Origin of the sequence: Microbacterium sp. GbtcB4 (genome assembly GCF_019091465.1) — a bacterium.
Classification (GTDB): Bacteria; Actinomycetota; Actinomycetes; order Actinomycetales; family Microbacteriaceae; genus Microbacterium; species Microbacterium paraoxydans.
Genome location: NZ_JAGXJJ010000002.1, coordinates 77979 through 103878, shown reverse-complemented (window position 1 = coordinate 103878; position 25900 = coordinate 77979). Strand labels below are relative to the sequence as shown.

The 25900-nt window shown below is 70.5% G+C and carries 32 protein-coding genes and 2 tRNA genes; 29 read left to right on the top strand and 5 right to left on the bottom strand.

Going from position 1 to position 25900, the window contains the following annotated elements; all coding sequences use genetic code 11:
- Window positions 1–109: 109 nt before the first annotated feature.
- The 6 genes from KVS71_RS04355 to KVS71_RS04330 all read left to right on the top strand — a co-directional run bounded on the left by KVS71_RS04355 (window position 110) and on the right by KVS71_RS04330 (window position 4237).
- Entirely contained in the window at window positions 110–1174 is a 1065-nt protein-coding gene (locus tag KVS71_RS04355) for a hypothetical protein (protein ID WP_217583995.1), read from the top strand.
- A complete protein-coding gene (locus tag KVS71_RS04350) occupies window positions 1174–1968 on the top strand; it encodes an inositol monophosphatase family protein (protein WP_217584104.1) in 795 nt (264 codons plus the stop codon). The genes KVS71_RS04355 and KVS71_RS04350 overlap by 1 nt, the downstream gene beginning before the upstream one ends.
- Window positions 1969–2087: 119 nt before the next feature.
- A complete protein-coding gene (locus tag KVS71_RS04345) occupies window positions 2088–3356 on the top strand; it encodes a M23 family metallopeptidase (protein ID WP_217583993.1) in 1269 nt (422 codons plus the stop codon).
- Between the two features lie 68 nt (window positions 3357–3424).
- Window positions 3425–3496, top strand: a tRNA-Thr gene (locus tag KVS71_RS04340).
- Window positions 3497–3528: 32 nt separating this feature from the next.
- Window positions 3529–3602, top strand: a tRNA-Met gene (locus KVS71_RS04335).
- 155 nt (window positions 3603–3757) lie between these two features.
- Window positions 3758–4237, top strand: coding sequence for a hypothetical protein (locus tag KVS71_RS04330; RefSeq protein ID WP_105949327.1), 480 nt, complete (start codon window positions 3758–3760; stop codon window positions 4235–4237).
- 9 nt (window positions 4238–4246) lie between these two features.
- Here KVS71_RS04330 and KVS71_RS04325 read toward each other — a convergent pair whose 3' ends face one another.
- Complete coding sequence (locus KVS71_RS04325; protein ID WP_217583991.1) at window positions 4247–5071, bottom strand: CPBP family intramembrane glutamic endopeptidase; 825 nt, start codon at window positions 5069–5071, stop codon at window positions 4247–4249.
- A 159-nt stretch (window positions 5072–5230) separates the two neighbouring features.
- On the opposite strand from KVS71_RS04325, the gene KVS71_RS04320 reads away from it, so the two are divergent.
- On the top strand, window positions 5231–5392 hold the full coding sequence (locus KVS71_RS04320) for a hypothetical protein (RefSeq protein WP_157524002.1): 162 nt from the start codon (window positions 5231–5233) through the stop codon (window positions 5390–5392).
- 6 nt (window positions 5393–5398) lie between these two features.
- Here the strand turns inward: KVS71_RS04320 and KVS71_RS04315 are convergent, their stop codons facing one another.
- Window positions 5399–7066 (bottom strand): MDR family MFS transporter, encoded by a 1668-nt coding sequence (locus KVS71_RS04315; RefSeq protein WP_254635464.1) that lies wholly within the window; start codon window positions 7064–7066, stop codon window positions 5399–5401.
- Window positions 7066–7677, bottom strand: a complete 612-nt coding sequence (locus KVS71_RS04310) for a TetR family transcriptional regulator (RefSeq protein ID WP_060923341.1) — start codon at window positions 7675–7677, stop codon at window positions 7066–7068. Before KVS71_RS04310 ends, KVS71_RS04315 begins: the two co-directional genes overlap by 1 nt.
- Window positions 7678–7852: 175 nt before the next feature.
- Between KVS71_RS04310 and KVS71_RS04305 the strand changes: the two genes are divergently transcribed.
- From KVS71_RS04305 to KVS71_RS04265, 9 genes are all read left to right on the top strand, one after another.
- Window positions 7853–8290 carry an Asp23/Gls24 family envelope stress response protein gene (locus tag KVS71_RS04305; protein WP_025104399.1) on the top strand — a complete coding sequence of 146 codons (438 nt, stop codon included), beginning with the start codon at window positions 7853–7855 and terminating at the stop codon, window positions 8288–8290.
- The gene (locus KVS71_RS04300) at window positions 8287–8478 is read left to right on the top strand and encodes a DUF2273 domain-containing protein (RefSeq protein ID WP_025104398.1); all 192 of its coding nucleotides are present in this window, start codon (window positions 8287–8289) and stop codon (window positions 8476–8478) included. The genes KVS71_RS04305 and KVS71_RS04300 overlap by 4 nt, the downstream gene beginning before the upstream one ends.
- Window positions 8475–8816 carry a hypothetical protein gene (locus KVS71_RS04295; RefSeq protein ID WP_157547060.1) on the top strand — a complete coding sequence of 114 codons (342 nt, stop codon included), beginning with the start codon at window positions 8475–8477 and terminating at the stop codon, window positions 8814–8816. Before KVS71_RS04300 ends, KVS71_RS04295 begins: the two co-directional genes overlap by 4 nt.
- Complete coding sequence (locus tag KVS71_RS04290) at window positions 8813–9379, top strand: hypothetical protein (protein ID WP_217583989.1); 567 nt, start codon at window positions 8813–8815, stop codon at window positions 9377–9379. The genes KVS71_RS04295 and KVS71_RS04290 overlap by 4 nt, the downstream gene beginning before the upstream one ends.
- On the top strand, window positions 9376–10074 hold the full coding sequence (locus KVS71_RS04285) for a hypothetical protein (protein ID WP_025104395.1): 699 nt from the start codon (window positions 9376–9378) through the stop codon (window positions 10072–10074). Before KVS71_RS04290 ends, KVS71_RS04285 begins: the two co-directional genes overlap by 4 nt.
- A gap of 14 nt (window positions 10075–10088) precedes the next feature.
- The gene (locus tag KVS71_RS04280) at window positions 10089–10262 is read left to right on the top strand and encodes a CsbD family protein (protein WP_025104394.1); all 174 of its coding nucleotides are present in this window, start codon (window positions 10089–10091) and stop codon (window positions 10260–10262) included.
- Between the two features lie 117 nt (window positions 10263–10379).
- The gene (locus tag KVS71_RS04275; protein ID WP_085603738.1) at window positions 10380–10946 is read left to right on the top strand and encodes an RNA polymerase sigma factor; all 567 of its coding nucleotides are present in this window, start codon (window positions 10380–10382) and stop codon (window positions 10944–10946) included.
- On the top strand, window positions 10943–11545 hold the full coding sequence (locus KVS71_RS04270) for an Asp23/Gls24 family envelope stress response protein (RefSeq protein ID WP_217583987.1): 603 nt from the start codon (window positions 10943–10945) through the stop codon (window positions 11543–11545). The genes KVS71_RS04275 and KVS71_RS04270 overlap by 4 nt, the downstream gene beginning before the upstream one ends.
- Window positions 11542–11931, top strand: coding sequence for a hypothetical protein (locus KVS71_RS04265; protein ID WP_231919581.1), 390 nt, complete (start codon window positions 11542–11544; stop codon window positions 11929–11931). Before KVS71_RS04270 ends, KVS71_RS04265 begins: the two co-directional genes overlap by 4 nt.
- A 24-nt stretch (window positions 11932–11955) precedes the next feature.
- Here the strand turns inward: KVS71_RS04265 and KVS71_RS04260 are convergent, their stop codons facing one another.
- Window positions 11956–12801, bottom strand: a complete 846-nt coding sequence (locus tag KVS71_RS04260) for an SDR family oxidoreductase (RefSeq protein ID WP_217583986.1) — start codon at window positions 12799–12801, stop codon at window positions 11956–11958.
- Between the two features lie 93 nt (window positions 12802–12894).
- Here KVS71_RS04260 and KVS71_RS04255 point away from each other — a divergent pair, with 93 nt between their 5' ends.
- The 7 genes from KVS71_RS04255 (at window position 12895) to glmM (ending at window position 19030) form a co-directional block, all read left to right on the top strand.
- Entirely contained in the window at window positions 12895–13260 is a 366-nt protein-coding gene (locus tag KVS71_RS04255) for a helix-turn-helix domain-containing protein (RefSeq protein ID WP_025104389.1), read from the top strand.
- Window positions 13261–13358: 98 nt separating this feature from the next.
- Complete coding sequence (locus tag KVS71_RS04250) at window positions 13359–14897, top strand: APC family permease (RefSeq protein ID WP_060922145.1); 1539 nt, start codon at window positions 13359–13361, stop codon at window positions 14895–14897.
- Window positions 14898–14935: 38 nt separating this feature from the next.
- Window positions 14936–15784 (top strand): tRNA pseudouridine(38-40) synthase TruA, encoded by an 849-nt coding sequence (gene truA / locus KVS71_RS04245; RefSeq protein ID WP_217583984.1) that lies wholly within the window; start codon window positions 14936–14938, stop codon window positions 15782–15784.
- Window positions 15785–15837: 53 nt separating this feature from the next.
- The gene (locus tag KVS71_RS04240) at window positions 15838–16506 is read left to right on the top strand and encodes an endonuclease/exonuclease/phosphatase family protein (protein ID WP_060922143.1); all 669 of its coding nucleotides are present in this window, start codon (window positions 15838–15840) and stop codon (window positions 16504–16506) included.
- Window positions 16507–16698: 192 nt separating this feature from the next.
- Window positions 16699–17145 carry a 50S ribosomal protein L13 gene (rplM, locus tag KVS71_RS04235; protein ID WP_025104385.1) on the top strand — a complete coding sequence of 149 codons (447 nt, stop codon included), beginning with the start codon at window positions 16699–16701 and terminating at the stop codon, window positions 17143–17145.
- Window positions 17146–17171: 26 nt separating this feature from the next.
- Window positions 17172–17657, top strand: a complete 486-nt coding sequence (gene rpsI, locus KVS71_RS04230) for a 30S ribosomal protein S9 (RefSeq protein ID WP_025104384.1) — start codon at window positions 17172–17174, stop codon at window positions 17655–17657.
- A 14-nt stretch (window positions 17658–17671) separates the two neighbouring features.
- Window positions 17672–19030, top strand: a complete 1359-nt coding sequence (gene glmM / locus KVS71_RS04225; RefSeq protein ID WP_060922142.1) for a phosphoglucosamine mutase — start codon at window positions 17672–17674, stop codon at window positions 19028–19030.
- A 68-nt stretch (window positions 19031–19098) separates the two neighbouring features.
- Here glmM and KVS71_RS04220 read toward each other — a convergent pair whose 3' ends face one another.
- Window positions 19099–20028, bottom strand: coding sequence for a Ppx/GppA family phosphatase (locus KVS71_RS04220; protein ID WP_217583982.1), 930 nt, complete (start codon window positions 20026–20028; stop codon window positions 19099–19101).
- A gap of 28 nt (window positions 20029–20056) precedes the next feature.
- On the opposite strand from KVS71_RS04220, the gene coaA reads away from it, so the two are divergent.
- The 6 genes from coaA (at window position 20057) to KVS71_RS04190 (ending at window position 25822) form a co-directional block, all read left to right on the top strand.
- A complete protein-coding gene (gene coaA, locus KVS71_RS04215) occupies window positions 20057–21010 on the top strand; it encodes a type I pantothenate kinase (protein ID WP_060922141.1) in 954 nt (317 codons plus the stop codon).
- A gap of 63 nt (window positions 21011–21073) precedes the next feature.
- On the top strand, window positions 21074–22921 hold the full coding sequence (gene glmS, locus KVS71_RS04210) for a glutamine--fructose-6-phosphate transaminase (isomerizing) (RefSeq protein WP_105949338.1): 1848 nt from the start codon (window positions 21074–21076) through the stop codon (window positions 22919–22921).
- A 105-nt stretch (window positions 22922–23026) separates the two neighbouring features.
- Window positions 23027–23386 (top strand): holo-ACP synthase, encoded by a 360-nt coding sequence (locus KVS71_RS04205; RefSeq protein WP_060922139.1) that lies wholly within the window; start codon window positions 23027–23029, stop codon window positions 23384–23386.
- Window positions 23383–24489: an alanine racemase gene (gene alr, locus KVS71_RS04200; protein ID WP_105949339.1), complete on the top strand. Its 1107-nt coding sequence runs from the start codon at window positions 23383–23385 to the stop codon at window positions 24487–24489. The genes KVS71_RS04205 and alr overlap by 4 nt, the downstream gene beginning before the upstream one ends.
- Before the next feature lie 50 nt (window positions 24490–24539).
- Window positions 24540–24980 carry a tRNA (adenosine(37)-N6)-threonylcarbamoyltransferase complex ATPase subunit type 1 TsaE gene (gene tsaE / locus KVS71_RS04195; RefSeq protein WP_060922148.1) on the top strand — a complete coding sequence of 147 codons (441 nt, stop codon included), beginning with the start codon at window positions 24540–24542 and terminating at the stop codon, window positions 24978–24980.
- On the top strand, window positions 24977–25822 hold the full coding sequence (locus tag KVS71_RS04190; protein WP_217583980.1) for a response regulator transcription factor: 846 nt from the start codon (window positions 24977–24979) through the stop codon (window positions 25820–25822). The genes tsaE and KVS71_RS04190 overlap by 4 nt, the downstream gene beginning before the upstream one ends.
- The last annotated feature ends 78 nt before the right edge of the window (window positions 25823–25900 follow it).

Genomic DNA, 25900 nt, shown 5'->3' with positions numbered 1-25900 from the left:
TCCCCAGAGCACGGGCGGTCCCTGATCTCCTTCGCGCTCGAGGGAAGCCGGAACAAGCGGGCCCGCGCGTGGCAGGATGAAGGCATCGCCGCTCGACGAGAGGATCCCCATGTCCCATCCGGACACCGCCCGGCTGCAGCCGCAGGGTGACAAGAAGAACATGTCGCTGCTCATCAGGGGCTCGCTGTGGGTCGCGATCGGCGCCCTCATCGCCGCGGCTCTGGTCTGCGTCGTATGGATCCTGGTCGGTGATCAGAACGGCCTCATCGGTCGCGCCTTCCTCACGATCCTCCTGCTCGCCGCCTTCGCCGGGATCGCCATCCTCGAGGCGGGCCTCGCGCCGAACCGGCCGGACTGGCTCCAGCTCGCGAGCATGGTCACCTGGGTCGTCGCGCTCCTCGTCGGCCTCGTGAAGATCTGGCTCCCGGAAGACGGGTTCTACTTCGGCGCGGAGCGCTTCTTCCAACTGCTGTTCGTGATCGGGATCCTGCAGCTCGCACTGCTCCATGTGCGGCTCTTCACCCGTGCCGCGCAGCGCCATGTCACGACTTTCACGAAGGTGATCCACATCGTGACGATCGTCTTCCTCGGCGCCCTCGTCGCACTGCTGGTGTTCTTCCTCGCGTTCCCCAACACCTTCGACTACACCGAGCTGTACTGGCGCATCGTCGTCGCCCTCACGATCCTCGTCGCCGTCGGCACGACGCTCATCCCGCTGCTGAACGCCCTGTTCGCGCCGAAGAAGGCTCCTGCCGCCCGGCCCATCGCCTCCGCGCCGTCCTGGCCGACCTACGCCGATGGCATCACGCCCCTCCCGGTCCTTCCGGACGGGAGCCCGGACTGGAATGCGTTCTACACGGGCTACCCCTCGGCGGCTCCCCAGGCCCTGGGTCAGGCGCCCGCCGCGGCGTTCCCCGTGGCGACGCCGCCCCTGGCGCCCACGGCTCCGGCCCTTCCCGACTTCGCGGCGCCTCCCGCTCCTGGCCCTGTGCCTCCCGCGCCCGACCTGCCGGCGCCGCCGCAGCCGGCGTCGCCCTCGGCGGCACCTGCGCAGCCGGCGTCGCCCTCGGCGGCACCTGCGCAGCCGGCACCGCCGCAGCCCGCTCCGCCCACCCAGAGTGAGCCCCCGGCCTTCCCTCCGCCGCCGCCCGCACCCTCGCACCCGGCGCCGTGATCGACGCTCTCGAGCTCAGCGCGCTGGCGACCGAGATCGCCGAGGAGGCGGGTGCGCTCGCCCGTACCCGACGTCGGGAGGGCGTCCGGCTCGCGGCGACCAAGTCGACGCTCGCCGACATCGTGACCGAGGCCGACCGCGAGGTCGAGGCGCTCATCCGCGAGCGACTGCGCGCGGCCCGGCCGGCGGACGGTTTCCTCGGTGAGGAGTCGGGTGCGGCCGCCGGCGACAGCGGCATCACGTGGGTGGTCGACCCCATCGACGGCACGGTGAACTACGCCTACGGCATCCCGGCGTACAACGTGAGCATCGCGGCCGTCAGCGGTCCTCCGGAGCCTGACGCCTGGGAGGCGGTGGCCGCAGCCGTGCACGCGCCCGCTGTAGGGGAGACGTTCACAGCGGCACGCGGCCACGGTGCCTGGTCGGACGGCGTCCGACTAGCGGTGACCGCGGTGACCGACGCCGGCGCGCTCCTGGCGACCGGATTCGGCTACGACCCGGCGACCCACGACGGCGACATCGCGACGGTTCGGCGGGTGATGCCGATCGCGCGCGACCTCCGCCGTATGGGATCGGCGGCCCTGGACCTGGCCTACGTGGCGGCCGGCCGACTGGACGGATACTTCGAGCGCGGCCTCAAACCGTGGGATCACGCGGCGGGTGCCCTGCTCGTCCAGGAAGCGGGCGGGCGGGTGAGCCGGATCGACCGGGAATCGCCGCGGCCCTTCCTGATCGCGGGTGGCGTGACCGTGCACGACCGACTCCGGGATATCCTCGATGAGGAGAAACCCTGACCGATCCATGGCTTTCACAGGAGGATCGGGGTAGTGTTTACCCGATCGTTACTTTCACCACCCGAAGGTGAGAGTTGTCATTGCGCCCCCGAGCATCACGAACGACCGAGAGATTAGCTTTGCCCTTCGAGAACCCCCAGGCTGCCGCTGCGCCCACGCGCCGGTCCAGCCGCCCTCGCACTGCGGCCTCCGAGGCCTCGGCGAGCGGGTCGACGGCACCCCTCGCTGACGCGGAGACCGTGATCGCCCTCGCTGCTGTCATCCCGCTCTCCCGTCGCGCCGCGCGTCAGCGCCAGGCCGAGGTACCCCCGGTGCCGGTCGCACCTGAGGAGCCCTTCATCGCCGCGGCTGCGCCCGTCATCGCCGATGTCCCCGCGGTGCCCGTCGTCGCCGAGATCGTCGAGAAGTCAGAGGACACGGTCCCGGTCGAGGACATCGCCCCGGCGTCCGAGCCCTTCGTCGCCGAGGCTGACGCCGAGGGCGACGCGTTCGAGCGCGCCTCCCGCGCCTTCCGCGAGACCGGCTCCATCCCGACGTCGTCGGCGTCCCGCCGTTCGGCTTTCGTCGCGAACGCCGCATCGCAGGCTGCGCCGAAGATCGACACCGCCGGCCTCGCCGCCGTCGGTCCTCGCCGCACCCGCCGCATCCGCAAGACCCTCGCCGCCGGTGCCACCGTCGGCGCGATGGGGCTCGCCGGACTCCTGGCCGTGTCCATGACCCTGCCGGCGGAGGCCGTCGCGGCCGCCCAGGGCGGATCGCTCGCCTCGACGTCCCTCGTCACCGCGGCCGCCGCTGACGCGGCAGGCTCGGCGGACGACGAGATCCAGGCCTTCGTCGCGCCGTCCGGCGTGCAGAACGAGCCGCTCTCGCGCGCCGACAACTTCAGCACGGTCTCGCTCGTCGAGGTCGCCGCCGAGCAGGGCATCAACTACTCCGGTGAGATCTTCACGAACGACCCGGATGCCGCCATCCAGTGGCCGTTCCTCGTCGGCGTGGGCATGAGCTACGGCTACGGCATGCGCAGCGGCCGCCTCCACGAGGGCATCGACTTCGTCCCGGGCAACGGTGCGCCCATCCAGGCCATCGCCGACGGCAGCGTCCGCATCGCGACCGAGCAGGGTGCCGCCTACGGTGTCACGGTCTACATCGACCACGTCATCGACGGCTCGGTCATCACGAGCCACTACTCGCACATGCAGTACGGCTCGCTGCAGGTCAAGGCGGGCGACAAGGTCAAGGTCGGCGACATCGTCGGCAAGACCGGTAACACCGGCCGCTCCTACGGGGCGCACCTGCACTTCGAGCTCATCGTGAACGGGACGACCATCGACCCGATGCCGTGGCTCAAGAAGAACGCCGGACGCACGTCACTCACCTCGGAGGAGTGACCGTCTCGATTTCATGAGGACGCCACAGTGATGGTATTCTCGTGTGGTTGCCCCGCGAGGGGCAGCACGCCCCGATAGCTCAGTGGCAGAGCACTTCCATGGTAAGGAAGGGGTCGTCAGTTCAATCCTGACTCGGGGCTCGGAGTTCGCATCTGCGATGCGGATGCCGTGCGGCAGGGTAGCTCAGTTGGTGAGAGCGCACGACTCATAATCGTGAGGTCGCGGGTTCAAGCCCCGCTCCTGCTACAGAATGAAACCCCCGGAACCTTCCGGGGGTTTTGTCGTCTCCGACCTCCGTGCCGGGATACCGTCCTCACCCCGCGCGGAGCGTCCTAGAGTGTGTGACGCGTCGGCCCCACAGTCGGCACCGAGATGGCGGGCATCGAGGGACGAGGTCTGCCGTGTCTGCACCCGATCGCCGTGCGAGCACCGTGTTCCGGGACGCCCGGCGAGCCCTGGAGGACGCCGTCGCGGACGGGCGCGGTCATTGCCTCGGGCTCGAAACGCTCGCGCCGCAGGAGTCCTGGGACGTGCTGGTCGCCGAAGGCTACGGGCGCGCCCTACTGACCGGTGCCCTCGCCGGGGCGCTCGGCGGGCTGCTGCGGCACGGCGTGACCGTCGCCGACGTGCTGAGCTGTCCTGAGGTCCCTCTCGGGGTCGAGCTCGGGCCGCGATCCCTCCGGCTCGTCATGGGGTGGCTCGCGGACGGCGTGGCCGAGATGGACGACGCCGTCGTGTCGCGGACGATGGTGGCGGGCGTCGCCGACGACCTCATCGGCGCCTCCGACGCGGCCCTGTCCGCCGGCGACGCGCACCGGGTGGCTGTGCTGGTCTTCGCGATGGCGGCGGTCGGCACCCACGCCGTCTGGCGTGCGGCGTGACGCGCGCTGTCAGCGCCGAGGGGCGAAGGTGCGGGGTACGGAGGTTTCGACCCGCCCGCGGATGAAGACCATCAGCACGAGGCCCACGACGACCACGACGATGTTCCCCAGAGCCGCGAGCGCCGTCAGCCCACCCTCGGCGGGGTGCAGCGTCTGAAGGAAGATGCTCGGGTCGGTGCTGGCGTGGAGGAGGATCGGGGCCACGATGGTCCGGGTGACGCGGAGCGCGAGGTACATGCAGATGCCGAAGGCGAAGGTGTAGACGAGCTGGAAGAGGGTCGGGAGCAGATCCTGGCCGGTCAGGAGGTTGCCCGCGTGCAGCCCGGCGAAGATCGCGGCGGAGATCACCGCGACGACGAGCTCGCGCGCCCCCGCGTCCCGCATCATCTTCACGACGAGGCCGCGCGTGAGGACCTCCTCCGCGAAGCCGATGGCGAGGCCGGCGAGCAACCAGGTCGCCACGACATCCACCCCGACGCTGCCGTCCTCGATCGTGAGGAAGCGGAGGACGTTGAACAGCAGGACGGCGACGATCGCGATCCACATCCATCCCGCTCCCCGGATCGGCTGGCGCCCGAACACGGGGCGCCACCACCCGACCGAGGCGATGAACCCGACGAGCAGGAGACCCCCGACGAGGATCGGCAGGACGTCGTAGACGAGGACGCCGGCCGCACTCGCCGGGTCGTCCACCTGCGCGGCCAGCGGGAGGAAGGCCAGCGAGAGCAGCTGATAGAGCCCGTAGTACACGGCGGCGAGCAGGAGGGCGCGCCACCAGCCTCCGCGATCCCAGAAGCGCTGCCAGGCGGAACGGTGCGGTGCGGCGTCGGTCATGGGTGCTCCTCGGTGGGGGGAAGGGGCGGACGGCTCAAGTCTGGTGGTTCCGAGCCGGACCCGACGAAAGCGCCGGACGACACGCCGTGTCAACCCCCTCGGCCCCGGGAGGCCGCCCGCCCAGACTGGCCGTCCGGATCCCCAACGTCAGGAGGCGCCATGTCCGACACGTCGAACAGCCAGGACAACCAGGAGGAGATCGAGGCCATCGGCGTCGACCCCGACTTCGTCACCACCGACCACGACCCCGAGCCCGACGAGCTTCCGGCGACGGGCGGCGGGGAGGACGACGACGACGTCGACGTCGCCGACCTCCCCTAGCGCGGGCTACTTGCCTGTGGGCGCCGAGCCGGTCTCTCCCGGCTCGGCGTCCGCGCGTGCGGCGTCGACCCGCCCTCCGGTGCGGAGCTCCGCCTCCAGACGCTCGGCCTCCTCGCCGCTGATCGCCTCACCGCGGGCCACGAGCCCGGCCTGATCCGACAGCGGGATCTGCTTGAGGAACAGCGACAGGATGAGCGCGAGTGCGATGAAGGGCACGAGGTACCAGAACACCGGGGCGAGCGCGTCCGCGTACGCCGTGACGATGCCGTCGCGCACCTCGTCCGGGAGGCTGTTCAGCGTGGCGGGGTCGATCGTGGACGCGGCCTCGGATGCGGCCTCGGGCGACGCTCCGGCGCCGGCGAACACGCCGAGGAGGTTCTCGGTCAGCCGCGTGGTGAAGATCGTGCCGAACACCGCGGTCCCCAGCGAGGCGCCCACCTCGCGGAAGTAGTTGTTCGTGCTGGTGGCGGTGCCGATCTCGCCCGCCGGGACGGCGTTCTGCACGACGAGCACGACGACCTGCATGATGAGGCCGAGCCCGGCGCCGAAGACGAACAGGAACGCGCAGATCAGCCAGATCGGCGTCTCCGCCGACAGGGTGGTCATGGCGACCATCGCGATGCCGGTGATGATCGTGCCGAGGATCGGGTAGATCTTGTACTTCCCGGTCTTCGAGATCGCGATGCCGGAGAAGATCGAGGTCCCCATGAGGCCCACCATCATCGGGATCATCAGCAGACCCGATGCGGCGGCGGATGTGCCGGAGGACATCTGCAGGAACGTCGGGACGAAGCCGATCGCGGCGAACATGCCGATGCCGAGGACGAGGCCGATGGCGGTGGCGTTCACGAAGATCGGATTGCGGAAGAGGCTGAGCGGGATGATCGGGTCCTGCACCCGGGACTCGGTGATGACGAACGCCGTCGCCGACACCACGAGCCCGGCGCCCCAGGCCCAGGTCGCCAGGGAATCCCAGCCGAACGCCGCGTCGCCGCCGAAGTCGGTGAAGAAGATGAGGCAGGTCGTGGCGGCGGACAGGAAGAGCACGCCGAGGATGTCGATCGGCTTCTCCGCCTTCTTGCTGGGGAGCTTCAGGGTCACGAGGGCGATGAGGAACGCGGCGATGCCGACCGGGATATTGATGTAGAACGCCCACTGCCAGGTCATGTGATCGACGAAGAAGCCGCCGAGGAGCGGTCCGGCGACGGCGGAGAGGCCGAACACCGCACCGAGCGGACCCATGTACTTGCCGCGCTCGTTGGCGGGCACGATGTCGGCGATGATCGCCTGCGAGAGGATCATGAGGCCGCCGCCGCCGAGACCCTGGAGGGCGCGGAACACCACGAACATCCAGAAGTCCGACGCGAACGCGCAGCCGACCGAGGCGAGCGTGAACAGCGCGATGGCGACGAGGAACAACGACCGCCGGCCCAGCACGTCGCCGAATTTGCCGTAGATGGGCATGACGATGGTGGTGGCGAGCAGGTAGGCCGTGGTGATCCAGACCTGATGGTCGACGCCGCCGAGCTGGCCGACGATGGTCGGCATCGCGGTCGACACGATGGTCTGGTCGAGGCTCGCGAGCAGCATGCCCGCGATCAGGGCGCTGAAGATGATCCAGATGCGGCGCTTCGTGAGGAGGAAGGGCGCATCCGCGGTGGCGGTGGCGGACATCAGTGGTCTTTCTGTGCAGGGGTGTAGAGGTCGCGCGCGAGGCGCAGCCGGCGGGTGATGAGGTCGGCGAACGGCTCGGTGGAGTGATGGTGCAGCAGCTGCTCCATACACAACCGCACGAGCGCGCCGACGGAGTGGACGAGCACCTCGGCGCGCAGCTCCGCGTCCGGCTCCGTGTCGAGGCGGCGGGCGACGAGGGCGATGTCGCGGCGCTCGTGCTTCTCCTGCTGCTCGAAGGCGGCCCGCAGCAGCCGCGGCTCCTGCTCGATGACCGCGAACAGCTCCGCGGCGTGCTCGATGGGATCGAAGAGGGCGAAGCGCTCGACGGTGAGCTGCACGAAGTCGTCCAGGAGATCGCCCTCGCGGTCGAGGAAGGCCGCTTCGAGCTCCTCCTGGCGGGAGTCGATGACGGCGAAGCCGAAGACGGCGTTCTCCTTGCTCTCGAAGTAGTTGAAGAACGTGCGCCGGGAGACCCCGGCGTCGGCGCACAGCTCCTCGACGGTGAAGCCGGCGAAGCCTCGCTCGGTGGTCAAGCGGCGCGCGGCCTCGGTGAGCGCGCGCGTGGTTCGACGCTTGCGCTGCTCCCGCGTAGATTCTGCACTGTTCTCCATAAAGTGCAACTTTGCACTCTGAACCTTGGAGTGCACTGAGAGTCGCCGCCGAGAGGCGAGACGAAATCCATTCGGAGAAGTTTGTGACATTCTGTGCTCCCCGACCGTCTTAGTGGTGTCGTGAGAACACGGCCCGCGCGGGAACCGCGTGGTCACACGGATGAAGGAGCTCGAGATGGCGAACGTGACTGGGGGCACCCAGCCCAAGGCTCAGGTCGTTCCGGCCTCGCAGGGGGCGGCGGGGAAGACCACGATCGAGGACGCGGTGGTCGCGAAGATCGCCGGCATCGCGGCGCGAGAGGTGGACGGGGTCTACGCACTCGGCGGCGGCGCCGCACGCATGATGGGCGCCATTCGCGACGCCCTCAACACGACCGACCTCGCGCAGGGGATCAGCGTCGAGGTGGGCGAGACGCAGGTGGCCGTCGACGTGACGATCGTGGCGGAGTACCCCGTGTCCCTGCAGAAGGTGGCCGACCAGGTGCGGGCCGCGATCCACCGGGCCATGGTGGAGCTGGTGGGCATGGAGGTCGCCGAGGTGAACGTGACCGTCAACGACGTGCACATCCCGTCCGAGGACGACGACGAGGCTCCGGAGGCGCGAGTCCAGTGAACGCCTCGGTGATCGGCGGAGCTGCGGCGACGGTGCTCGCGCTGACCTGGATCGTCTGGGGGTTCTGGGCGTTCCTGCTCGTCACCCTCGCGATGCTCGTCGGCGCGGTCGTCGGCCGCATCGTCGACGGTCGCCTGGACGTGCGGGCGCTCGCCGACGTGGTGCGCGGGCGGCGATCGTCCTCATGAGCGTCGCAGTGACGGACGGGCCGACGACCGTGGCGGGGGCCACGGTCGTCGAGGCCCGGGCGCTGCACCGCCTCGCGGTCGGAATCGTCCGGGACGTCGTGCGGGTCGGCGCCGGAGACGTGAGCGTGCAGCTCGCGGACCGCCGCGGCGACCTGCGCGTGTCCGTGGAGGTTCCGGTCGTGCGCGGGCCCCGCGGCGCCGACACCGTGGGCGCACGGGCGGACGCCGTCCGCGACGCCGTGGTGGGCGGTATGCGGGATCTCGCGGCGCGCCGCGTGGGAGCGGTGGACGTGCGTTTCACCGGAGTTCGACGTGAGGACGGGAGGAGAGTGGCATGACGGCGAACACGACGACATCGCGGCGCCTGCTTCGTCGAGAGGCGAGGGCGACCCGCCGGGGTCCGGCGATCGCGCTCGCGGTCGTCCTCGCGGTGCTCCTCGTCGCTCTGCTGGGCGCGGTGGTCGCCGGGACTCTCGACGCGGGGCTCCGCGCGCAGATCACCGGATGGCTCACGCCCGTCACGGCTTCCGCCGCGGCGCCTGCGGTGATGATCGCCGCCGGGACCGTGCTCGTGGTGGTGGCGCTGCTCCTCCTCGGACTCGCCGTGCTTCCCGGCCGTCGCGCCCGTCGCACGCGGCTCGCCGCGCGGGCGGCGCTCGTGATCGACGACGGGGTGCTCGCCGACGCCATCGCCGACGGCACCGCGCGCCGGATCGGCGTGCCGCGCGGCCAGATGCGCGTGACCGTGGGACGACGCACGGTGCTGATCCGGGTCACGCCCACGAGCGGGGTCCCGGTGGATGCGGCCGCCGCGCGAGACGCGGCCCTGCGCGTGCTGGACGAGACCGGATTCCGGCTCTCGCCGCGGGTGCAGGTGGCGCGGGAAGGAGTGATCGCATGACGTCGGCAGGGACCGTCGCGAACCGGATCGTCCTCCTCGGAGGAGCCGCGATGCTTCTGGGCGGGGGCGTCGTCCTCCTCGCTGCGGGACTGCGGGGCGCGGGGGCGCTTCCGGCTCCCGCCGAGGATGTGCTCGCCGAGGCCGACGGTGTCGTGGCGTGGTCGGGGGCCTGGGGCCTCGACATCCCCGGTGCGGGCTTCGTGCCGCTGTGGGCGCTCGCGGGGCTCGCCGCCGCGGTGCTGCTCGTCGTCCTCCTCCTCGCGTTCCTGCTCACCCGCAGGCCGCGGCGGGAACGCACCCTTCTCCGGCTCGCCGGTGAGGGCGGCACGACCACCGTCGACCGGAGTGTGGCGGAGCAGCTGCTCGCAGCCCCCCTCGCCGATCGAGCGGACGTGCTGGCCGCCCGGGTGACGAGCCGGAAGGCCGGCCGCGAGATCGCTCTCGGCCTCGTGGTCACTCCACGCCCCGGCGCGGCCCTGGGGCAGGTGCTCGCCGCCGCGGATGCGGTCGTGCAGGAGTGGGACGCCGTCACCGGGACGCGGATGCCGGTCGTCGTGCACATCGCGGACCGCGGCTGGCGGGAGCTCTTCCGCTCCCGACAGCGGATGCGCCGTTCGCTGGTGGCCGGACAGAGCACGGCGGCGCGTGAGCCGCACAGCACACAGACATCGACCCCGACCGTCGGGGTCGTGTGAGGAAAGGAGGCGCCATGAGCGCGGAGGACAAGATCAAGGCCGCAGCCGAGAAGGTCGCAGGCAAGGCCAAGGAGGTCGTCGGCGAGGTCACGAACAACGACAAGCTCGTCGCCGAGGGCAAGGCCGAGCAGGCCAAGGGCGATGTCAGGAACGCGGCCGAGGATGTCAAGGACACGTTCACCAAGTGACGGAAGGGGAGGAGGCGCCCGGAGGGGCGTCTCCTCCGCCCGCGCGCAGAGGGTCGATCCGATCCGATGCGGCGCGGGCTCCGAACGTCCGGGGAACCGTGAACGAGGGGTGGGGGAATGGCAGCCGATCACTGGGGTGAGGCGCTGGAGCAGGCCGGGGACCGTATCGTCGCCGGCCGCGCGATGGACGGCGACGTCGCCGCGTTCGCGGTGCTCGTGCGCAGGTACACGCCGATGATGAGGGCCTACACGCAGCGGATGCTCAACGCGTCGGCGGAGGTCGACGACATCGTGCAGGACGCATTCGTGACGGCATGGCAGCGGTTCGGTGAGCTGGAGGACCCCGCGAAGGTCAAGAGCTGGCTCATGCGGATCGTGAGCCGCAAGGCGGTGGATCGGCTGCGCCGGACGCGTCCCGCGCTCGACGTGGACGAGATCGACCGACCGGCGCCGCCGCAGGCATCGCCCCATGCGGTCGTCGAGGCGAGAGCGGGCGTCGAGGCCCTCGGCGCGGCCCTGCGCGAACTCCCGGAGGCCCAGCGCGAATGCTGGGTGCTGCGGGAGCTGGCCGGCTACAGCTACGACGAGATCGCCGAGGAGCTCGGCATCCCCGTCAGCACGGTGCGCGGACTGCTGTCCCGCGCGCGACGGTTCCTGATCACACGGATGGAGGCGTGGCGATGACCGATCACCACGAGGACGACCAGCTGCGCCGCCTCGGCCTGGAGCCCGCCGACCTCGACGGGCACACGATCGAGGAGCTCGGTGACTACCTGGACGCGGGACGAACTCCGACGATCCCTGCGATCGAGGAGTCTCCGGGGTGCCAGCTCGCCCTCGACGCCCTGGAGAGACTGCGGGGTCTCGGCACCGCGCTGATGGACGAGGAGGCCGCGTCCGCACCGCCCGTGGACGAGAGGTGGGTGGACCGGATCCTCAGCGGCATCGCCATGGACGCTCAGGCGGGACGCCGCATCCCCTTCGCCTCCGACGATCCGGACGTGGACTTGGCCATCACGGAAGGCGCCGTGCGCGGACTGGTCCGTGCCGCGGAGGAGGCCGTGCCCGGCGTGCTGGTCGGCCGGTGCCGGCTGGACGGCGACGTCACCGAGCCCGGAGTGCCCGTGCGCGTGGCGATCGATGTGAGCGTGCGCCTCGGCGACCCGCTCCGCCGCGTCGCCGACCGCCTGCGCGCGGAGGTGGAGGACCGGCTGCGTCGTCATACCGACCTGCGGGTCGCGGCGATCGATGTCGCGATCACCGACGTCAGGGAGGGAGCATGATGACCGGCACCGAGCTGTCGAAGGAGGAGCGCGCGGGTCTCGCGCTCCGGATCGAGGCGGCGCTGCGCGCCTGCTCCGGGGTGCGCGGCGTGTACCGATCGGGCTCCCTCGTCTCCAACCTCCTGCGTGCGGGCGCGTCGGCGTGGGGGAACGAGCGCGGAGCCGAACCGATCGTGTCCGTCGCCGCCGGAGCGGAGGGCGTGGCGGTGGAGGCGGCGATCGGCGTCGACGGGCGGGTTCGCAGTGTCGCGACACTGCGGCACGCTCGTGACGCCGTGGACGCGGTGCTGCGTGCGGAGGGCCTGCGCCGTGGCAGCATCACGCTGACCGTCGCCTACGTGCAGAGCGCCGTGGAGCCGGCGCCGGGGGAGCGCCGCCGCCCGTGACGGGGGCCGGCGGCGCTCCTCGCGTCACACCAGCGCGCGGAGGCCCTCGACGAGCGGCGTCGTCGGGCGGCCGATGAGGCGGCGGAGGGTGCCGTCGGTGTCCGCGAGGGCGCCATCGCGGATGCCGGCGTCGAGGGCGACGACGAACCCGGCGGTGCCCTCATCGAGACCGGCCGCTCGGAGCGCCGCGAGCTGCTCGTCCGCCGACAGCGGGACGAACACGACCTCGCGGCCCGTCACCTCGGTCATCGCGGCGGCGAGGTCGGCGTAGGTCCATGCGACGTCCCCGCCGAGCTCGTAGACCGCACCGAGGTGTCCGTCCTCGGTGGCGACGACGGCGGCGGCCTCGGCGTAGTCCTTCCGGCTGGCGGAGGCGACGCGGCCCTCTCCGGTGCCGGCGCTGAGGGTGCCGGTCTCCGCTGCACGAGCGAGGTCGGCGGCATAGTTCTCGGTGTACCAGTTGTTGCGGAGGATCACCGCGGGAAGGCCTGCGGCCGCGATGAGCTCCTCGGTGGCCTTGTGTTCGGGGGCCAGAACGAGGGAGCTCGTGGTGGCCTTCGGGGCGCTCGTGTAGACGAACTTCGACACCCCGGCATCCTTTGCGGCGTCGATGACCGCCCGATGCTGCGCGACGCGCTGGCCCACCTCCGAGCCCGACACGAGCACGACCGTGTCCACGCCGTCGAGCGCCGCGGCGACCGATTCCTGGTCGGTGTAGTCGAGACGGACGACGGGCACGCCGAGGTCGGCACCCTTGGCGATGTCGCGCGCACCGGCGCGGATCGCCTGCGGGTCGACGCCGCGCGCGAGCAGGGCGGCGACGATGAGGCGGCCGAGGTGACCGGTCGAACCGGTGACGAGGATGGTCATGGGAGTCCTTTCGTTGCTGACTCCCCGGACAACCCCCGCAGCCGTGCTCCGCATTCCTTTCGGCAGGTACCCACTTTTCGGTAAGGTACCCACATGACGGTGAGTTTTGCGCAGATCCGCGATTCGCAGCCTGCTCTCTTCGACCAGGGATGCGGCACGCGCGTCATCCTCGACCACATCATGAGCAAGTGGGGTGTGCTCGTGCTCTCCTGCCTCTCCGACGGCACGCGGCGCTGGGGTGAGCTGCGTCGGGAGGTGGACGGCATCAGCGAGAAGATGCTCGCCTCGACCCTGCGGACCCTCACCGATGACGGCCTGGTGCACCGGGAGTCGCTGCCGACCGTGCCCCCGCACGTCGAGTACAGCCTCACGCCGCTCGGGCGTGACCTCATGGAGCGGATGCTTCCTCTGATGGAGTGGGTCGCGGCGCACGCCGACGGGATGCTCGGTCGCGACTGACCCACGGAATCCTTCGCGTATCTGAACGCGACGCATGGATTCCGTTGCAGAAACAAAAGGATTGACGGGATACCGCGGCGCGCCGTACTGTTCAGGACATGGCAACGACGCCCATCCACCTCGAACGTCCCGACGGCAAGGGCCTGGCCGCAGGCACCCTCGGCCTGTGGGGCTCCACTGTCATCGGGCTCGCCTCCACGGCCCCCGTCTACTCGCTCGTCGCGACGCTCGGCTTCGTCGTGCTCGCCGTCGGCGCGCAGGCGCCGATCGCCTTCATCATCGCCTTCGTGCCGATGCTCCTGATCGCCTTCGCCTATCGCGAGCTCAACAACGCCGTCCCCGACTGCGGCACCACGTTCACCTGGGGCACCAAGGCCTTCGGGCCGTGGGTGGGCTGGATGGGCGGCTGGGGCGTCGCGGTCGCCGGCATGGTCGTGCTCGCGAACCTCGCCCAGATCGCCTCCGTGTACTTCTGGTCGCTGATCGGGCAGGACCTCGAGAACAACGACTGGCGCGTCGTCGTCGTGGCGGTGCTCTTCATCGCGGCCATGACCTGGGTGAGCTGGCGCGGGGTCGAGATCGGCGAGCGCATCCAGAACGTGCTCCTCGCGATCCAGTACCTCGCGCTGGCGATCTTCATCGTGGCCGCCCTCTGGCAGTTCTTCACGGGCGACGCCCCCGACGCCACCCCGTTCTCGTGGGAGTGGCTGAACCCGTTCGGCTTCACCGACTGGTCGGGCTTCACGGAGGCGATCCTCCTCGCGCTCTTCATCTACTGGGGATGGGACACCTGCCTCGCCCTCAACGAGGAGACGAAGGATCCGAAGCGCATCCCCGGCCGCGCCGCGGTGCTCACCTGCGTCATCCTGCTGGTGACGTACGTCGCGGTGACGATCGCCGCGATGATGTACGCCGGACTCGGCGAGGACGGCACGGGCCTCGGCAACGAGGCCAACGCCGACGACTTCTTCCTGGCCATCAAGGATGGGCTGCTCGGTCCGTTCGGCTGGGTGCTCGTGGTCGCGGTCATCATCTCGGCGATCTCGTCCACCCAGACGACCATCCTCCCGACCGCCCGCGGCACGCTCGCGATGGGCGTGTACCGGGCGCTCCCGGCGAAGTTCAAGGACGTGCACCCGGTCTACAAGACGCCGTCGTTCTCGACCATCGTCATGGGCGTGGTGGCTTCCCTCTACTACGTCGGCATGACCCTGATCAGCGACAACATCCTGCAGGACTCGATCCTCTCCCTGGGCCTCGCGATCGCGTTCTACTACGCCATCACCGGGTTCGCCTGCGTCTGGTACTTCCGCGCCGACCTGCGCCGCTCGACCCGCGACCTGTTCTTCAAGGGCATCTTCCCGCTGCTCGGAGCGCTGCTGCTGACCGGCGCGTTCGTGCAGTCGGCGATCGACATGTGGGACGTCGACTACGGCTACACCGTGCTCTTCGGCATCGGCGGCACGTTCGTGATCGGCATCGGGTCGCTCGCGATCGGCCTCGTCCTGATGTTCCTCTGGTACCTGTTCCCGCGGTCGAAGCGGTTCTTCCGGGGCGAGAGCCTGAACCGGGAGACCGAGGTGATGGTGCCGGAGGAGCCGGGCGCGATGATCCGCTCGGTCGACGGCGGCATCTGAGGCGCAGGGTGCGCGCGCGGCTGTCCTAGGCTGGCCTCGTGCGCATCCGGCTCGACATCGCCTACGACGGCACCCATTTCCGCGGGTGGGCCACGCAGCCCACACTCCGCACGGTCCAGGGGACGCTGGAGGCGGCGCTCGCCCGGATCGTCGGCTCCGACGTGCGGTTCGTCGTCGCCGGGCGGACGGACGCCGGCGTGCACGCGAGCGGACAGGTCGCGCACGTGGATCTCGACGAGGCGCAGTGGGCGCGGATCCAGGCGCGTCACGGCCGTGCAGCGCAGGACCCGGCGGGCAGCATCGCCGCGCGGATGCGTGGTGTGCTCGGCGCCTACCCCGACGTGACGGTCGTGCGCTCCTCCCTCGCCCCCGAGGGCTTCGACGCGCGCTTCTCCGCGGTCTGGCGACGCTATCGCTACCGGCTCGCCGACGACCTGGCCGGCTACGACCCTCTGCGGCGGCTCGACACCACCGCCATCCGGGGCCGGTTGGACGCGGAGGCCATGGACGCCGCCTCCCGGACCCTCATCGGCCTGCACGACTTCGCGGCCTACTGCAAGCCGCGCGAGGAGGCCACCACCATCCGGACGCTGCTCGACTACCGGTGGCAGCGGGATGCGGAGGGCGTGCTCGTGGCCGAGGTGAAGGCGGACGCGTTCTGCCACAGCATGGTGCGGGCGCTGGTCGGCGCCTGCGCGGCGGTGGGGGAGGGGCGACTCGATGTGGACGACCTCGTCGTGCTCCGCGATGCGTTGACGCGGACGAGCGAGTTCAAGGTCCTCGCCGCCCGCGGTCTCACGCTCACCGAGGTCGGGTATCCGGCCGACGAGCTGCTGGCGGCCAGGGCCGCGCAGACCAGGGCCCGACGCGACCGCGAGAGCGACTGATCGCCGGGATCGGGAGCCGGGGCACAGATGGGGCGGGTAGCGTGGGGACGATCATGAAGGTCATCTCCTACAACCTGCGCAAGCACCGCGCCGCCGGCGAGCTCGCGGCGCTCGTCGATGAGCATGATCCCGACATCCTCTGCCTCCAGGAGTGCGACGTCCCGGAGCTTCCGGACCGGATCGGCGGTCTCGTGCTGGCGGATGCGACGCAGGGCAACCGCCTCGGGCTCGCGCTCTTCTATCGCGAGAGCACCTACCGTCTGCAGGGCATCCGCACCCTCGGCCTGAAGAAGTCGCTGCACGATCGCATCGCGAAGCCGGCGCACGAGCGCGTGCTCGGCGCCCGCCTGCGTGACATCGACGACGGCGGAGAGTTCATCGTGGCGTCCTTCCACGCCGCGCCCCTGACGGCGTTGAACTCACTCCGCCGGCACCAGATCCGCGCCGCGCTCGCCGAGCTCGCGACGCTGGGCGAGGGGCTGCCGCAGCTCATGGTGGGGGACTACAACTACCCCGTGTTCAAGGAGAACCTCGGGCAGGCGGTCCGCGACCAGGGCTACGCCCTGTCCCTCAGCGATGACCACACGTACACCCGCTACCGGGTCTTCCGTGGGCACTACGACTTCGCGACCTCGTCCGGCTTCGAGATCGAGCGCATCACCACGCTCCCGCAGCGTTCCAGCGATCACCGCCCGATCCTCGTGACCGTCCGCCCGAACTGACGCCGCCGGTCCGAGCCGGTTTGGGAATGCCGTTCCGGTGGCGTATGCTGACTCTTTGGTGCCCTTCCCTGCCTGCGGGGAAGATGCACATCCGAACGTGAGCCCTCCACTGGCGTGTTCCTCCCCGTCGGGAAGAACCACCCCGGAGTGGGATTCACGAACACCTCCGTTCGACAAGAAAGCAGCACTATCGTGACGCGCACTTACACCCCCAAGGCTGGCGAAGTCCAGCGCGACTGGGTCGTCATCGACGCCACCGACGTCGTTCTCGGCCGTCTGGCTTCGCACGCGGCGACGCTCCTGCGTGGCAAGCACAAGCCGACCTTCGCCAACCACATCGACTCGGGTGACTTCGTCATCATCGTGAACGCCGACAAGGTCGCGCTCACCGGTCAGAAGCTCCAGAAGAAGATGGCGTACCGCCACTCCGGCTACCCGGGTGGCCTCAAGGCCGTCAGCTACGCCGAGCTCCTCGAGAAGAACCCGGTCCGCGCCGTGGAGAAGGCCATCCGTGGCATGCTCCCGAAGAACAGCCTGGGCCGCCAGCAGCTGTCGAAGCTGAAGGTGTACGCCGGTGCCGAGCACCCGCACGCCGCGCAGCAGCCCCAGCCGTACACCCTCGACCAGGTCGCCCAGTAAGCGCCGTACAGACTAAGGACATACTCGTGGCTGACATCCAGGACTCCACCGAAAACCTCCAGAACTTCTCGACGTCGACCCCGGAGACCGACGCGGTCGAGGCGGCTCCCCGCCCCGTGCTGAGCGTCCCCGGCGCCGCTGTCGGCCGTCGCAAGCAGGCCATCGCCCGCGTGCGTCTGGTTCCCGGCTCGGGCACCATCACGGTCAACGGCCGTACGCTCGAGGACTACTTCCCGAACAAGCTGCACCAGCAGCTCATCAACGACCCGTTCACCGCGCTGAACCTCGCCGGTGCCTACGACGTGATCGCCCGCATCTCGGGTGGTGGCGACTCCGGCCAGGCCGGCGCCCTGCGTCTCGGCATCGCGCGTGCCCTCAACGGCATCGACGCGGAGAACAACCGTCCGACCCTGAAGAAGGCCGGCTTCCTCTCGCGCGACGCTCGCGTCAAGGAGCGCAAGAAGGCCGGACTCAAGAAGGCCCGTAAGGCGCCTCAGTACTCGAAGCGTTAAGGTCCACTGCTCCGATGCCGATCTTTGGCACGGACGGCGTGCGAGGACTCGCCAATGGCATCCTCACCGCCGACCTGGCGCTCACCCTGGCCCAGGCGACTGCTGTCGTCCTGGGCCAGGGCCGTACGGCGGAGGCTCGCAAGGCCGAAGGCAAGCGACTCACCGCCGTCGTCGCCCGTGACCCGCGGGTCTCCGGGCACTTCCTGACCGCTGCCGTCGCCGCGGGCCTTGCCTCCTCGGGCGTCGATGTCCTCGAGGCAGGGGTCATCCCCACGCCCGCTCTGGCATTCCTCGTCGCGGATCGCGATGCGGACTTCGGCGTGATGATCTCGGCATCGCACAACGCGGCGCCCGACAACGGGATCAAGATCTTCGCCCGCGGCGGACGCAAGCTCCCCGACGTGGTAGAGCAGCGCATCGAAGAGGCCATGCACGGCGAGATGCTGCGCCCGACCGGCGCCGGCGTCGGTCGCATCGACCGCTTCTCCGACGCGGAGGACCGCTACGTGGTCCACCTGCTCGGCTCGCTGCCGCACCGGCTCGAGGGCGTCCACGTCGTGCTCGACTGCGCCCATGGTGCCGCCTCCGGAGTCTCTCCCGAGACGTTCCGCGACGCCGGCGCGGAGGTCACCGTGATCGGTGCCGACCCCGACGGGTGGAACATCAACGACGGCGTCGGCTCCACGCACCTCGACAAGCTCGCCGAAGCCGTCGTCCGGCTCGGCGCTGATGTGGGCATCGCGCACGACGGCGACGCTGATCGCTGTCTCGCGGTCGACGCGCAGGGCAACGTCGTGGACGGCGATCAGATCATGGCGATCCTGGCCCTGTCGATGAAGGAGCGCGGACGCCTCACCGACGACACGCTCGTCGCGACGGTCATGAGCAACCTCGGTCTGCACGTCGCGATGCGCGAGCACGGCATCACGGTGCGCCAGACCGCCGTCGGCGACCGTTACGTGCTCGAGGACATGAACGAGGGCGGGTACGCGCTCGGCGGCGAGCAGTCCGGCCACGTCATCATGAGCGAGTACGCGACCACGGGCGACGGCCTGCTCACCGGACTCCACCTCGTGGCCGAGATGGCGCGGCAGGGCAAGTCCCTCGCCGAGCTCGCCTCGGTCATGACGGTCTACCCGCAGCTGCTGATCAACGTCCGCGACGTCGACAAGGATCGCGTCGCCGACGACGAGGTCGTGCAGCAGGCCGTCCGCGACGTGGAGGCCGAACTGGGCGACACCGGGCGCGTGCTGCTGCGCAAGTCCGGGACCGAGCCGCTCGTGCGCGTCATGGTCGAAGCCGCCGACTCCGAGTCGGCCCGCACCTACGCCGAACGTCTCGCGGCGGTCGTGCAGGAGCGCCTCGCGCTCTGAGCCCGTCGTCTCCGAACCGGTCGGTCGCCTCGGCGGCCGGCCGGTTCGTCGTCTCCGGGCCGGGGCGGTCAGCCGCCGAGCTGTTCGATGTACCGCAGCAGCACGCCTTCGCGCAGCGCCCACGGCGACACCTCCAGCTCCTCCACATCCAGCGCGCTCATGGCGGCATGCAGCGACACCGCCGCCGCCACGATCTGGAAGGTCCGGTCGGGCGTGATCCCCGGGAGCTCCTGCCGTGCCGAGGCGGGGAGGCGCGCGAGACGCGGGATCCACGACCCGAGGGCGTCGCGGGGGAGCAGCATCCGCTCGATGCCCGACCAGCCGGGGACGGGGTAGCCGACGAGCCGGGCCAGTGAGCGGATCGCCTTGGAGGAGCCCACGACGTGGTCCGGACGGGGGAGGCTGCGGAACCGCGAGGTGACCCCGTCGAGCGTCGTCAGGGCGTGCGCCCGGAGGCGCTCCACGTCGTCCTCACCCGGAGGGTCCTGCGGAAGGAACTGCACGGTCATGCGCCCGGCTCCGAGGGGGACGGACGCGGCGACGTCCGGCACCTCCTCGGCACCGGCGGCGATCTCCAGGGAGCCACCGCCGATGTCGAGGAGCAGCAGCTGGCCGGCAGACCACCCGAACCAGCGCCGCACGGCGAGAAACGTGAGCGCGGCCTCGGTCTCCCCGTCGAGCACCTGGAGCGGCTGGCCGAGGACGGCCTCGATGCGGGCGATCACCTCGGCCCCGTTGCGGGCATCGCGGACGGCGCTCGTGGCCGTGGCGAGGAGCGCGTCCACGCGTTCCTCCTCCGCCACCCGGCGCGCCTGCGCGACGGCCGTTTCCAGGGCCTGCACGCCCTGCTCCGCGATCGCCCCGTCCGGTGTGAGGTAGCGCATGAGGCGCAGCACGGTCCGGTCGCTCGTGGTGGCGAGTGGTCGTCCGCCCGGCCGCACATCGGCGGCGAGCATGTGGACGGTGTTGGATCCGATGTCGAGGACTCCCAGGCGCACGGGATGAGGATACTCGCGCGCGGTTACGATGGACGACGTGACCACCGCCGACCCCACGCTGCCGCTGTCGCCGTACCGGGAGATCGGGCGCGCGGAATGGGCGCGTCTCGCCGCCGGACTCGACCAGCCCCTGACCGAGACCGAGGTCGTGGAGCTACGAGGTATCGGCGACCGCCTCGACCTCACCGAGGTCCGCGAGGTCTACCTCCCGCTGAGCCGATTGCTGAGCCTATACGCGAGCGCGACGAAGCAGCTCGGCGCGGCCACCTCGTCGTTCCTCCAGGAGGACGACACGACCACGCCGTTCGTCGTCGGTGTCGCCGGCTCCGTGGCCGTGGGCAAGTCGACCATCGCCCGGCTCCTCCGCGAGCTGATGAGCCGATGGCCGGGGACGCCGCGGGTGGAGCTGGTGACGACGGACGGCTTCCTCTACCCGAATGCCGAGCTCGAGCGTCGCGGTCTCATGGATCGCAAGGGCTTCCCGGAGTCGTACGACCGCCGGGCGCTGATCGAGTTCCTCACGGAGGTCAAGAGCGGAGCCCCTGAGGTGCGGGCGCCGTTCTACTCCCACATGCGCTACGACATCGTCCCCGACGCGCACGTCGTGGTGCGCCGCCCCGATGTCGTCATCGTCGAAGGGCTCAACGTCCTGCAGCCCCCGCCGGCCCCGAACGACGTCGCGGTCAGCGACCTCTTCGACTTCTCGATCTTCGTGGACGCCGACACCACGCACATCGAGAAGTGGTACGTCGACCGGTTCCTCGCTTTGCGGCAGGGAGCCTTCAGCAACCCGTCGTCCTACTTCAACGTGTTCGCGCACCTCACCGACGAGGAGGCGATCACGACCGCACTGGGATATTGGAACGAGATCAACATGCCGAACCTCGTCGAGAACGTGATGCCCACCCGGCACCGCGCGCGGCTGGTCCTGCGGAAGGGCGCGGATCACGACGTGGAGAGCGTGCTCCTGCGCAAGCTCTGAGCCCCTCCTGCAGCCCTCTATTGTTCGGACGACTCGCAAAAAATCCCGCTTACCCTTATCCCCATGTGTGGAATCGTCGGATACGTGGGCCCGCGGCCCAGCCAGGACATCCTTCTCGCCGGCCTCGCCCGGCTCGAGTACCGCGGCTATGACTCCGCGGGCATCGCCGTGATCGATGGCGAGGGAACGCTGGGCATGCGCAAGAAGGCGGGCAAGCTCGCCATGCTGCGCGACTCGCTCGGTGATGCGCCCCTCGCCGACGGCACGACCGGCATCGGGCACACGCGGTGGGCGACGCACGGCGGCCCGACCGACGTCAACGCGCACCCCCACCTCGCCGACGACGACAAGCTCGCGGTGATCCACAACGGCATCATCGAGAACTTCGCGGCTCTGCGCGACGAGCTCCTCGCCGACGGTGTCTCCTTCCGCAGCGAGACGGACACCGAGGTGGCTGCGGCGCTCCTCGGCCGCGAGTACGCCGGCAACGGGGGCGACCTCGCCCTCGCGTTCCGTGCTGTCGTCAACCGCCTCGAGGGCGCCTTCACCCTCCTCGCGATGCACCAGGACCACCCCGGACTCGTCGTCGGCGCTCGCCGCAACTCGCCGCTCGTGATCGGTCTGGGTGAGGGCGAGAACTTCCTCGGTTCCGACGTCGCCGCCTTCGTCGAGCACACCCGCAAGGCCCTCGCGATCGGTCAGGATCAGATCGTGTCGATCACCCCCGACGCGGTGACCGTGACCGACTTCGCCGGCACCCCCGTCACCGCCGAGCCGTTCGACGTGTCGTGGGACGCCGCCGCCGCCGAGAAGGGCGGATGGTCGAGCTTCATGGCCAAGGAGGTCGCCGAGCAGCCGGAGGCCGTCGCCAACACGATCCGCGGCCGCATCCGCGACGGCCAGGTCGTGATCCCGGAGCTCGACGGTCTCGACGACCTGTTCGTCGGCATCAACCGCGTCATCATCACCGCGTGCGGCACGGCCTCGTATGCCGCGCTCGTCGGCAAGTACGCGATCGAGCAGTGGGCCCGGGTGGCGGTCGACGTCGAGCTCGCCCATGAGTTCCGCTACCGCGACCCGGTCATCGGCGCCGACACCCTCGTGGTCTCCATCAGCCAGTCCGGCGAGACCATGGACACCCTGATGGCCGTGAAGTACGCCCGCGAGCGCGGCGCCCGCACGCTGTCGGTCTGCAACACGCAGGGCGCGACGATCCCGCGGGAGTCGGACGCCGTCGTCTACACGCACGCCGGGCCCGAGGTCGCCGTCGCCTCGACCAAGGCGTTCTCCGCCCAGATCACGGCCCTGCTGCTGCTCGGCCTGCACATGGGACGGGTCCGCGGTGTGGTGGCCGACGCCTCGACCGATGTCGAGGAGCTCGCCGCGCTGCCGGAGAAGGTCGCCAAGGTGCTGGAGAGCGAGCACGAGCACGTCACCCAGCTCGCCGGCTGGATGGCCGACACCCGTTCGGTGCTGTTCCTCGGCCGTCACGTGGGCTACCCGATCGCTCTCGAGGGCGCGCTGAAGCTCAAGGAGATCTCCTACATCCACGCCGAGGGCTTCGCCGCGGGCGAGCTCAAGCACGGTCCGATCGCGCTGATCGAGCCGGGGCAGCCGGTGTTCGTGCTCGTGCCGTCGCCGCGGCACTCCGCGCTCGTGCACTCCAAGGTCGTCTCCAACATCCAGGAGATCCGCGCCCGCGGTGCCCGCGTGATCGTGGTGGCCGAGGAAGGTGACGCCGCCGTGCTGCCCTTCGCGGACGAGGTCATCCACATCCCGCTCGCCGGCCCCATGTTCGAGCCGCTGCTGGCCGTCGTCCCGCTGCAGATCTTCGCGATGGCGCTGGCGACCGCGAAGGGCCTCGACGTGGACCAGCCGCGGAACCTCGCGAAGTCCGTCACGGTGGAGTGACCGCCGACCCACCCCCTTCTGTTCGCCCCACCCCTCTGAGTACGCACGCAGAGGGGTGGGGCGTTCGTAGCGGGGTGGGTGGGGAAGCCCGAGTAGGCTGAACGCGTGATCATCGGCACCGGCATCGACCTCGTGGACATCCCGAGGTTCGAGCGCACGATGACCCGGACGCCTCGACTGCGGGAGCGGCTGTTCGCCCCGTCGGAACGTGAACTCCGGCTGCCCTCTCTGGCCGCGCGATATGCCGCGAAGGAAGCGCTGATCAAGGCGCTCGGCGGCTCCGACGGGGTGCACTGGACCGAGATCGAGATCGCCTCCGAGCCTTCAGGGAGACCGCATTTCGTCCTGTCCGGATCCACGGCCGCGGTGGTCGAGGCACGGGGGATCCTGACGCTGCACCTCACCCTCACCCACGATGCCGGCCTCGCCGCCGCGTTCGTCGTCGCCGAAGGAGCCCCGCTGTGACCGTCCCGTTCCGCGAGGCCACGATCGATCTCGATGCGATCGCCGACAACGTCCGGCACTTCCGTCGCCTCACCGGCGTGGAGGTGCTGGCCGTGGTGAAGGCGAACGCGTACGGGCACGGAGCCGCCGCGACCGCCGTGGCCGCGCTCTCCGGCGGTGCGACCCGCCTCGGGGTGGCCGAGATCCCGGAGGCGCTGGAGCTGAGGCGCCAAGGGGTGCACGCGCCGGTGGTGGCGTGGCTGCACGCGCCGGGGGAGCGGTTCCTGGAGGCGGCAGCGGAGGGCGTCGAGATCGGCATCTCGTCGTACGACCAGCTGCAGGCCGTGGCTGCCGCCGCATCCGCGAACCGCCCGGTCGCGGTGCACCTGAAGCTCGAGACGGGGCTGTCGCGCAACGGCATCGCTCCGGACGACTGGGCGACGGTGCTCGCCGAGGCCGCCCGCCTGGAGCGGATCGGAAGGGTCAGGGTCGTGGGGCTCTTCAGTCACCTCTCCAACGCCTCGCCGGCCGACGACCGCGCCGCGCTCGCCCGGTTCGAGGAGGGCGTGGCGCAGGCCGCTGCGCTCGGCGTGCGTCCGGAGATCCGCCACATCGCCGCCACCGCCGCCGCCATCGATCTGCCCGAGACACGACTCGACGCCGTGCGTATCGGCATCGGCACCTACGGCCTCTCGCCCTTCGACGACCGCTCCTCCGCGGAGCTGGGCCTGCGCCCGGCCATGACCCTGCGCGGGGCCGTGGCGGCCGTCCGGCGTGTTCCCGCCGGTACCGGGGTCTCCTACGACTACGTGCATCGCACGGACCGCGCGACCACCCTGGCGCTCGTGCCGCTGGGATATGCGGACGGAGTGCCCCGCAGCGCCTCCGGGAGACTGCCCGTGTCGATCGGCGGGCGCCGCTACACCAACGTGGGCCGGATCGCGATGGATCAGTTCGTCGTGGACGTCGGAGACGCCCCGGTCGCCGTCGGCGACGAGGTCACGCTCTTCGGGGATCCGACTCTCGGCGTGCCATCGGCCGCGGACTGGGCGGAGGCCGCCGGCACCATCGGGTACGAGATCGTCACGCGCATCGGTCACCGGGTGCCGCGGAGGACGACGTGAGCCTGGACCCGGCGTTCCTCGGACGACGCCGGATCGCCACGTCCGAGGAGATGGAGCAGCTCGGGCTGCGCATCGGCGAGCAGCTCGAGCCGGGAGACCTGCTCATCCTCACCGGTCCGCTGGGGGCCGGCAAGACCACTTTCACGCGCGGCCTGGCCGAGGGCCTCGGGGTCCGAGGACCCGTGCAGAGCCCGACGTTCGTGATCGCCCGCACCCATCCGTCGCTCGTCGGACGCGCCCCCCTCGTGCACGTGGACGCGTACCGCCTCGGCTCCGCGGCCGAGCTCGACGACCTCGACCTGGACCTGGAGCGGTCGGTCGTGGTCGTGGAGTGGGGTCGCGGCATGGCGGAGGAGCTCGCCGACGCCTGGTGGGACATCGAGATCGAACGACCCGTCGGAGCCGGTGAGGACGATGACGACCTCGATCCTTCGGAGCTGGATGCCGACGCGCCGCGCTTCGTCACGATCGCCCGCGAGGAGCGCGCATGACGGCGGGGGAGCCGCTGGTCGCCGTCATCATCGAAGACGACCCCGGTGTCCGTTCGCTCCTGGATGAGGTGTTCCTCGCCGCGGGCTTCCGAACCGTGCAGGCGGGGTCAGGCCCGGAGGGTCTCGCAGCCGTGGCGGCGCACCATCCGATCATCACCACGCTGGACATCAACCTCCCGGGCATCGACGGCTTCGAGGTCGCGCGGCGCATCCGTCAGGTCAGCGACACGTTCATCATCATGTTGTCCGCCCTGGCCGACGAGTCGGATGTGGTGCTCGGCCTCACCTCCGGCGCCGACGAGTACCTGGTGAAGCCCTTCCGGCCACGCGAGCTGCGGGCGCGGATCGAGGCGCTCCTCCGCCGCAACCGCTCGTCGGCGGTACCCACGGGGACGCCGGAGGTCGCAAGCGCCCCGTCGCCGCAGTCCGCCGCCCCCGCACCCTCCGTCGCGTCGATCCCCGCTCTCCCGATGGTGGCCGCCGGGGATGCCACCGTGGCCACGTGGCGAGGGCTCGTGCACCGCGACCTCAGTCTCGACCTCGACACGCGCCTCGTGCTCGTCGCCCAGCGCCCCGTCGAGCTCACCCCCACCGAGTTCGACCTGCTCGCGGCGCTCCTCGAGGCCGGCCGCCGGGTCTGCAGCAAAGCCGACCTCGCGCTCGGACTGCGCGGAGCCTCCGGCGACGCCTTCGACCGGGTGAGCGAACCCGACAAGCGGGCGATAGAGACGCACATGGCCAATCTGCGTCGGAAGCTCGGCGACAGCCCCACCGCCCCCCGCTATATCGAGACAGTGCGCGGTGTCGGGTACCGCCTCACGTCCGACGACCGACCCGCCTGAAAAGAAGGGGTCGAGGCCGCGGCTCCCCCACCGCGGCCCCGGATGCCTGCGAATCCCCACTCGCGCGGCCCCAGCTTC

Coding starts and splice junctions, on each gene's coding strand:
- KVS71_RS04355 (WP_217583995.1), top strand. CDS start 110: ATGTCCCATCCGGACACCGCCCGGCTGCAGCCGCAGGGTGACAAGAAG.
- KVS71_RS04325 (WP_217583991.1), bottom strand. CDS start 5,071: ATGACCGACGCCGCACCGCACCGTTCCGCCTGGCAGCGCTTCTGGGAT.
- KVS71_RS04320 (WP_157524002.1), top strand. CDS start 5,231: ATGTCCGACACGTCGAACAGCCAGGACAACCAGGAGGAGATCGAGGCC.
- KVS71_RS04315 (WP_254635464.1), bottom strand. CDS start 7,066: ATGTCCGCCACCGCCACCGCGGATGCGCCCTTCCTCCTCACGAAGCGC.
- KVS71_RS04310 (WP_060923341.1), bottom strand. CDS start 7,677: ATGGAGAACAGTGCAGAATCTACGCGGGAGCAGCGCAAGCGTCGAACC.
- KVS71_RS04305 (WP_025104399.1), top strand. CDS start 7,853: ATGGCGAACGTGACTGGGGGCACCCAGCCCAAGGCTCAGGTCGTTCCG.
- KVS71_RS04295 (WP_157547060.1), top strand. CDS start 8,475: ATGAGCGTCGCAGTGACGGACGGGCCGACGACCGTGGCGGGGGCCACG.
- KVS71_RS04290 (WP_217583989.1), top strand. CDS start 8,813: ATGACGGCGAACACGACGACATCGCGGCGCCTGCTTCGTCGAGAGGCG.
- KVS71_RS04285 (WP_025104395.1), top strand. CDS start 9,376: ATGACGTCGGCAGGGACCGTCGCGAACCGGATCGTCCTCCTCGGAGGA.
- KVS71_RS04280 (WP_025104394.1), top strand. CDS start 10,089: ATGAGCGCGGAGGACAAGATCAAGGCCGCAGCCGAGAAGGTCGCAGGC.
- KVS71_RS04275 (WP_085603738.1), top strand. CDS start 10,380: ATGGCAGCCGATCACTGGGGTGAGGCGCTGGAGCAGGCCGGGGACCGT.
- KVS71_RS04270 (WP_217583987.1), top strand. CDS start 10,943: ATGACCGATCACCACGAGGACGACCAGCTGCGCCGCCTCGGCCTGGAG.
- KVS71_RS04265 (WP_231919581.1), top strand. CDS start 11,542: ATGATGACCGGCACCGAGCTGTCGAAGGAGGAGCGCGCGGGTCTCGCG.
- KVS71_RS04260 (WP_217583986.1), bottom strand. CDS start 12,801: ATGACCATCCTCGTCACCGGTTCGACCGGTCACCTCGGCCGCCTCATC.
- KVS71_RS04255 (WP_025104389.1), top strand. CDS start 12,895: ATGACGGTGAGTTTTGCGCAGATCCGCGATTCGCAGCCTGCTCTCTTC.
- KVS71_RS04250 (WP_060922145.1), top strand. CDS start 13,359: ATGGCAACGACGCCCATCCACCTCGAACGTCCCGACGGCAAGGGCCTG.
- KVS71_RS04240 (WP_060922143.1), top strand. CDS start 15,838: ATGAAGGTCATCTCCTACAACCTGCGCAAGCACCGCGCCGCCGGCGAG.
- glmM (WP_060922142.1), top strand. CDS start 17,672: ATGCCGATCTTTGGCACGGACGGCGTGCGAGGACTCGCCAATGGCATC.
- coaA (WP_060922141.1), top strand. CDS start 20,057: ATGGACGACGTGACCACCGCCGACCCCACGCTGCCGCTGTCGCCGTAC.
- glmS (WP_105949338.1), top strand. CDS start 21,074: ATGTGTGGAATCGTCGGATACGTGGGCCCGCGGCCCAGCCAGGACATC.
- tsaE (WP_060922148.1), top strand. CDS start 24,540: ATGGAGCAGCTCGGGCTGCGCATCGGCGAGCAGCTCGAGCCGGGAGAC.
- KVS71_RS04190 (WP_217583980.1), top strand. CDS start 24,977: ATGACGGCGGGGGAGCCGCTGGTCGCCGTCATCATCGAAGACGACCCC.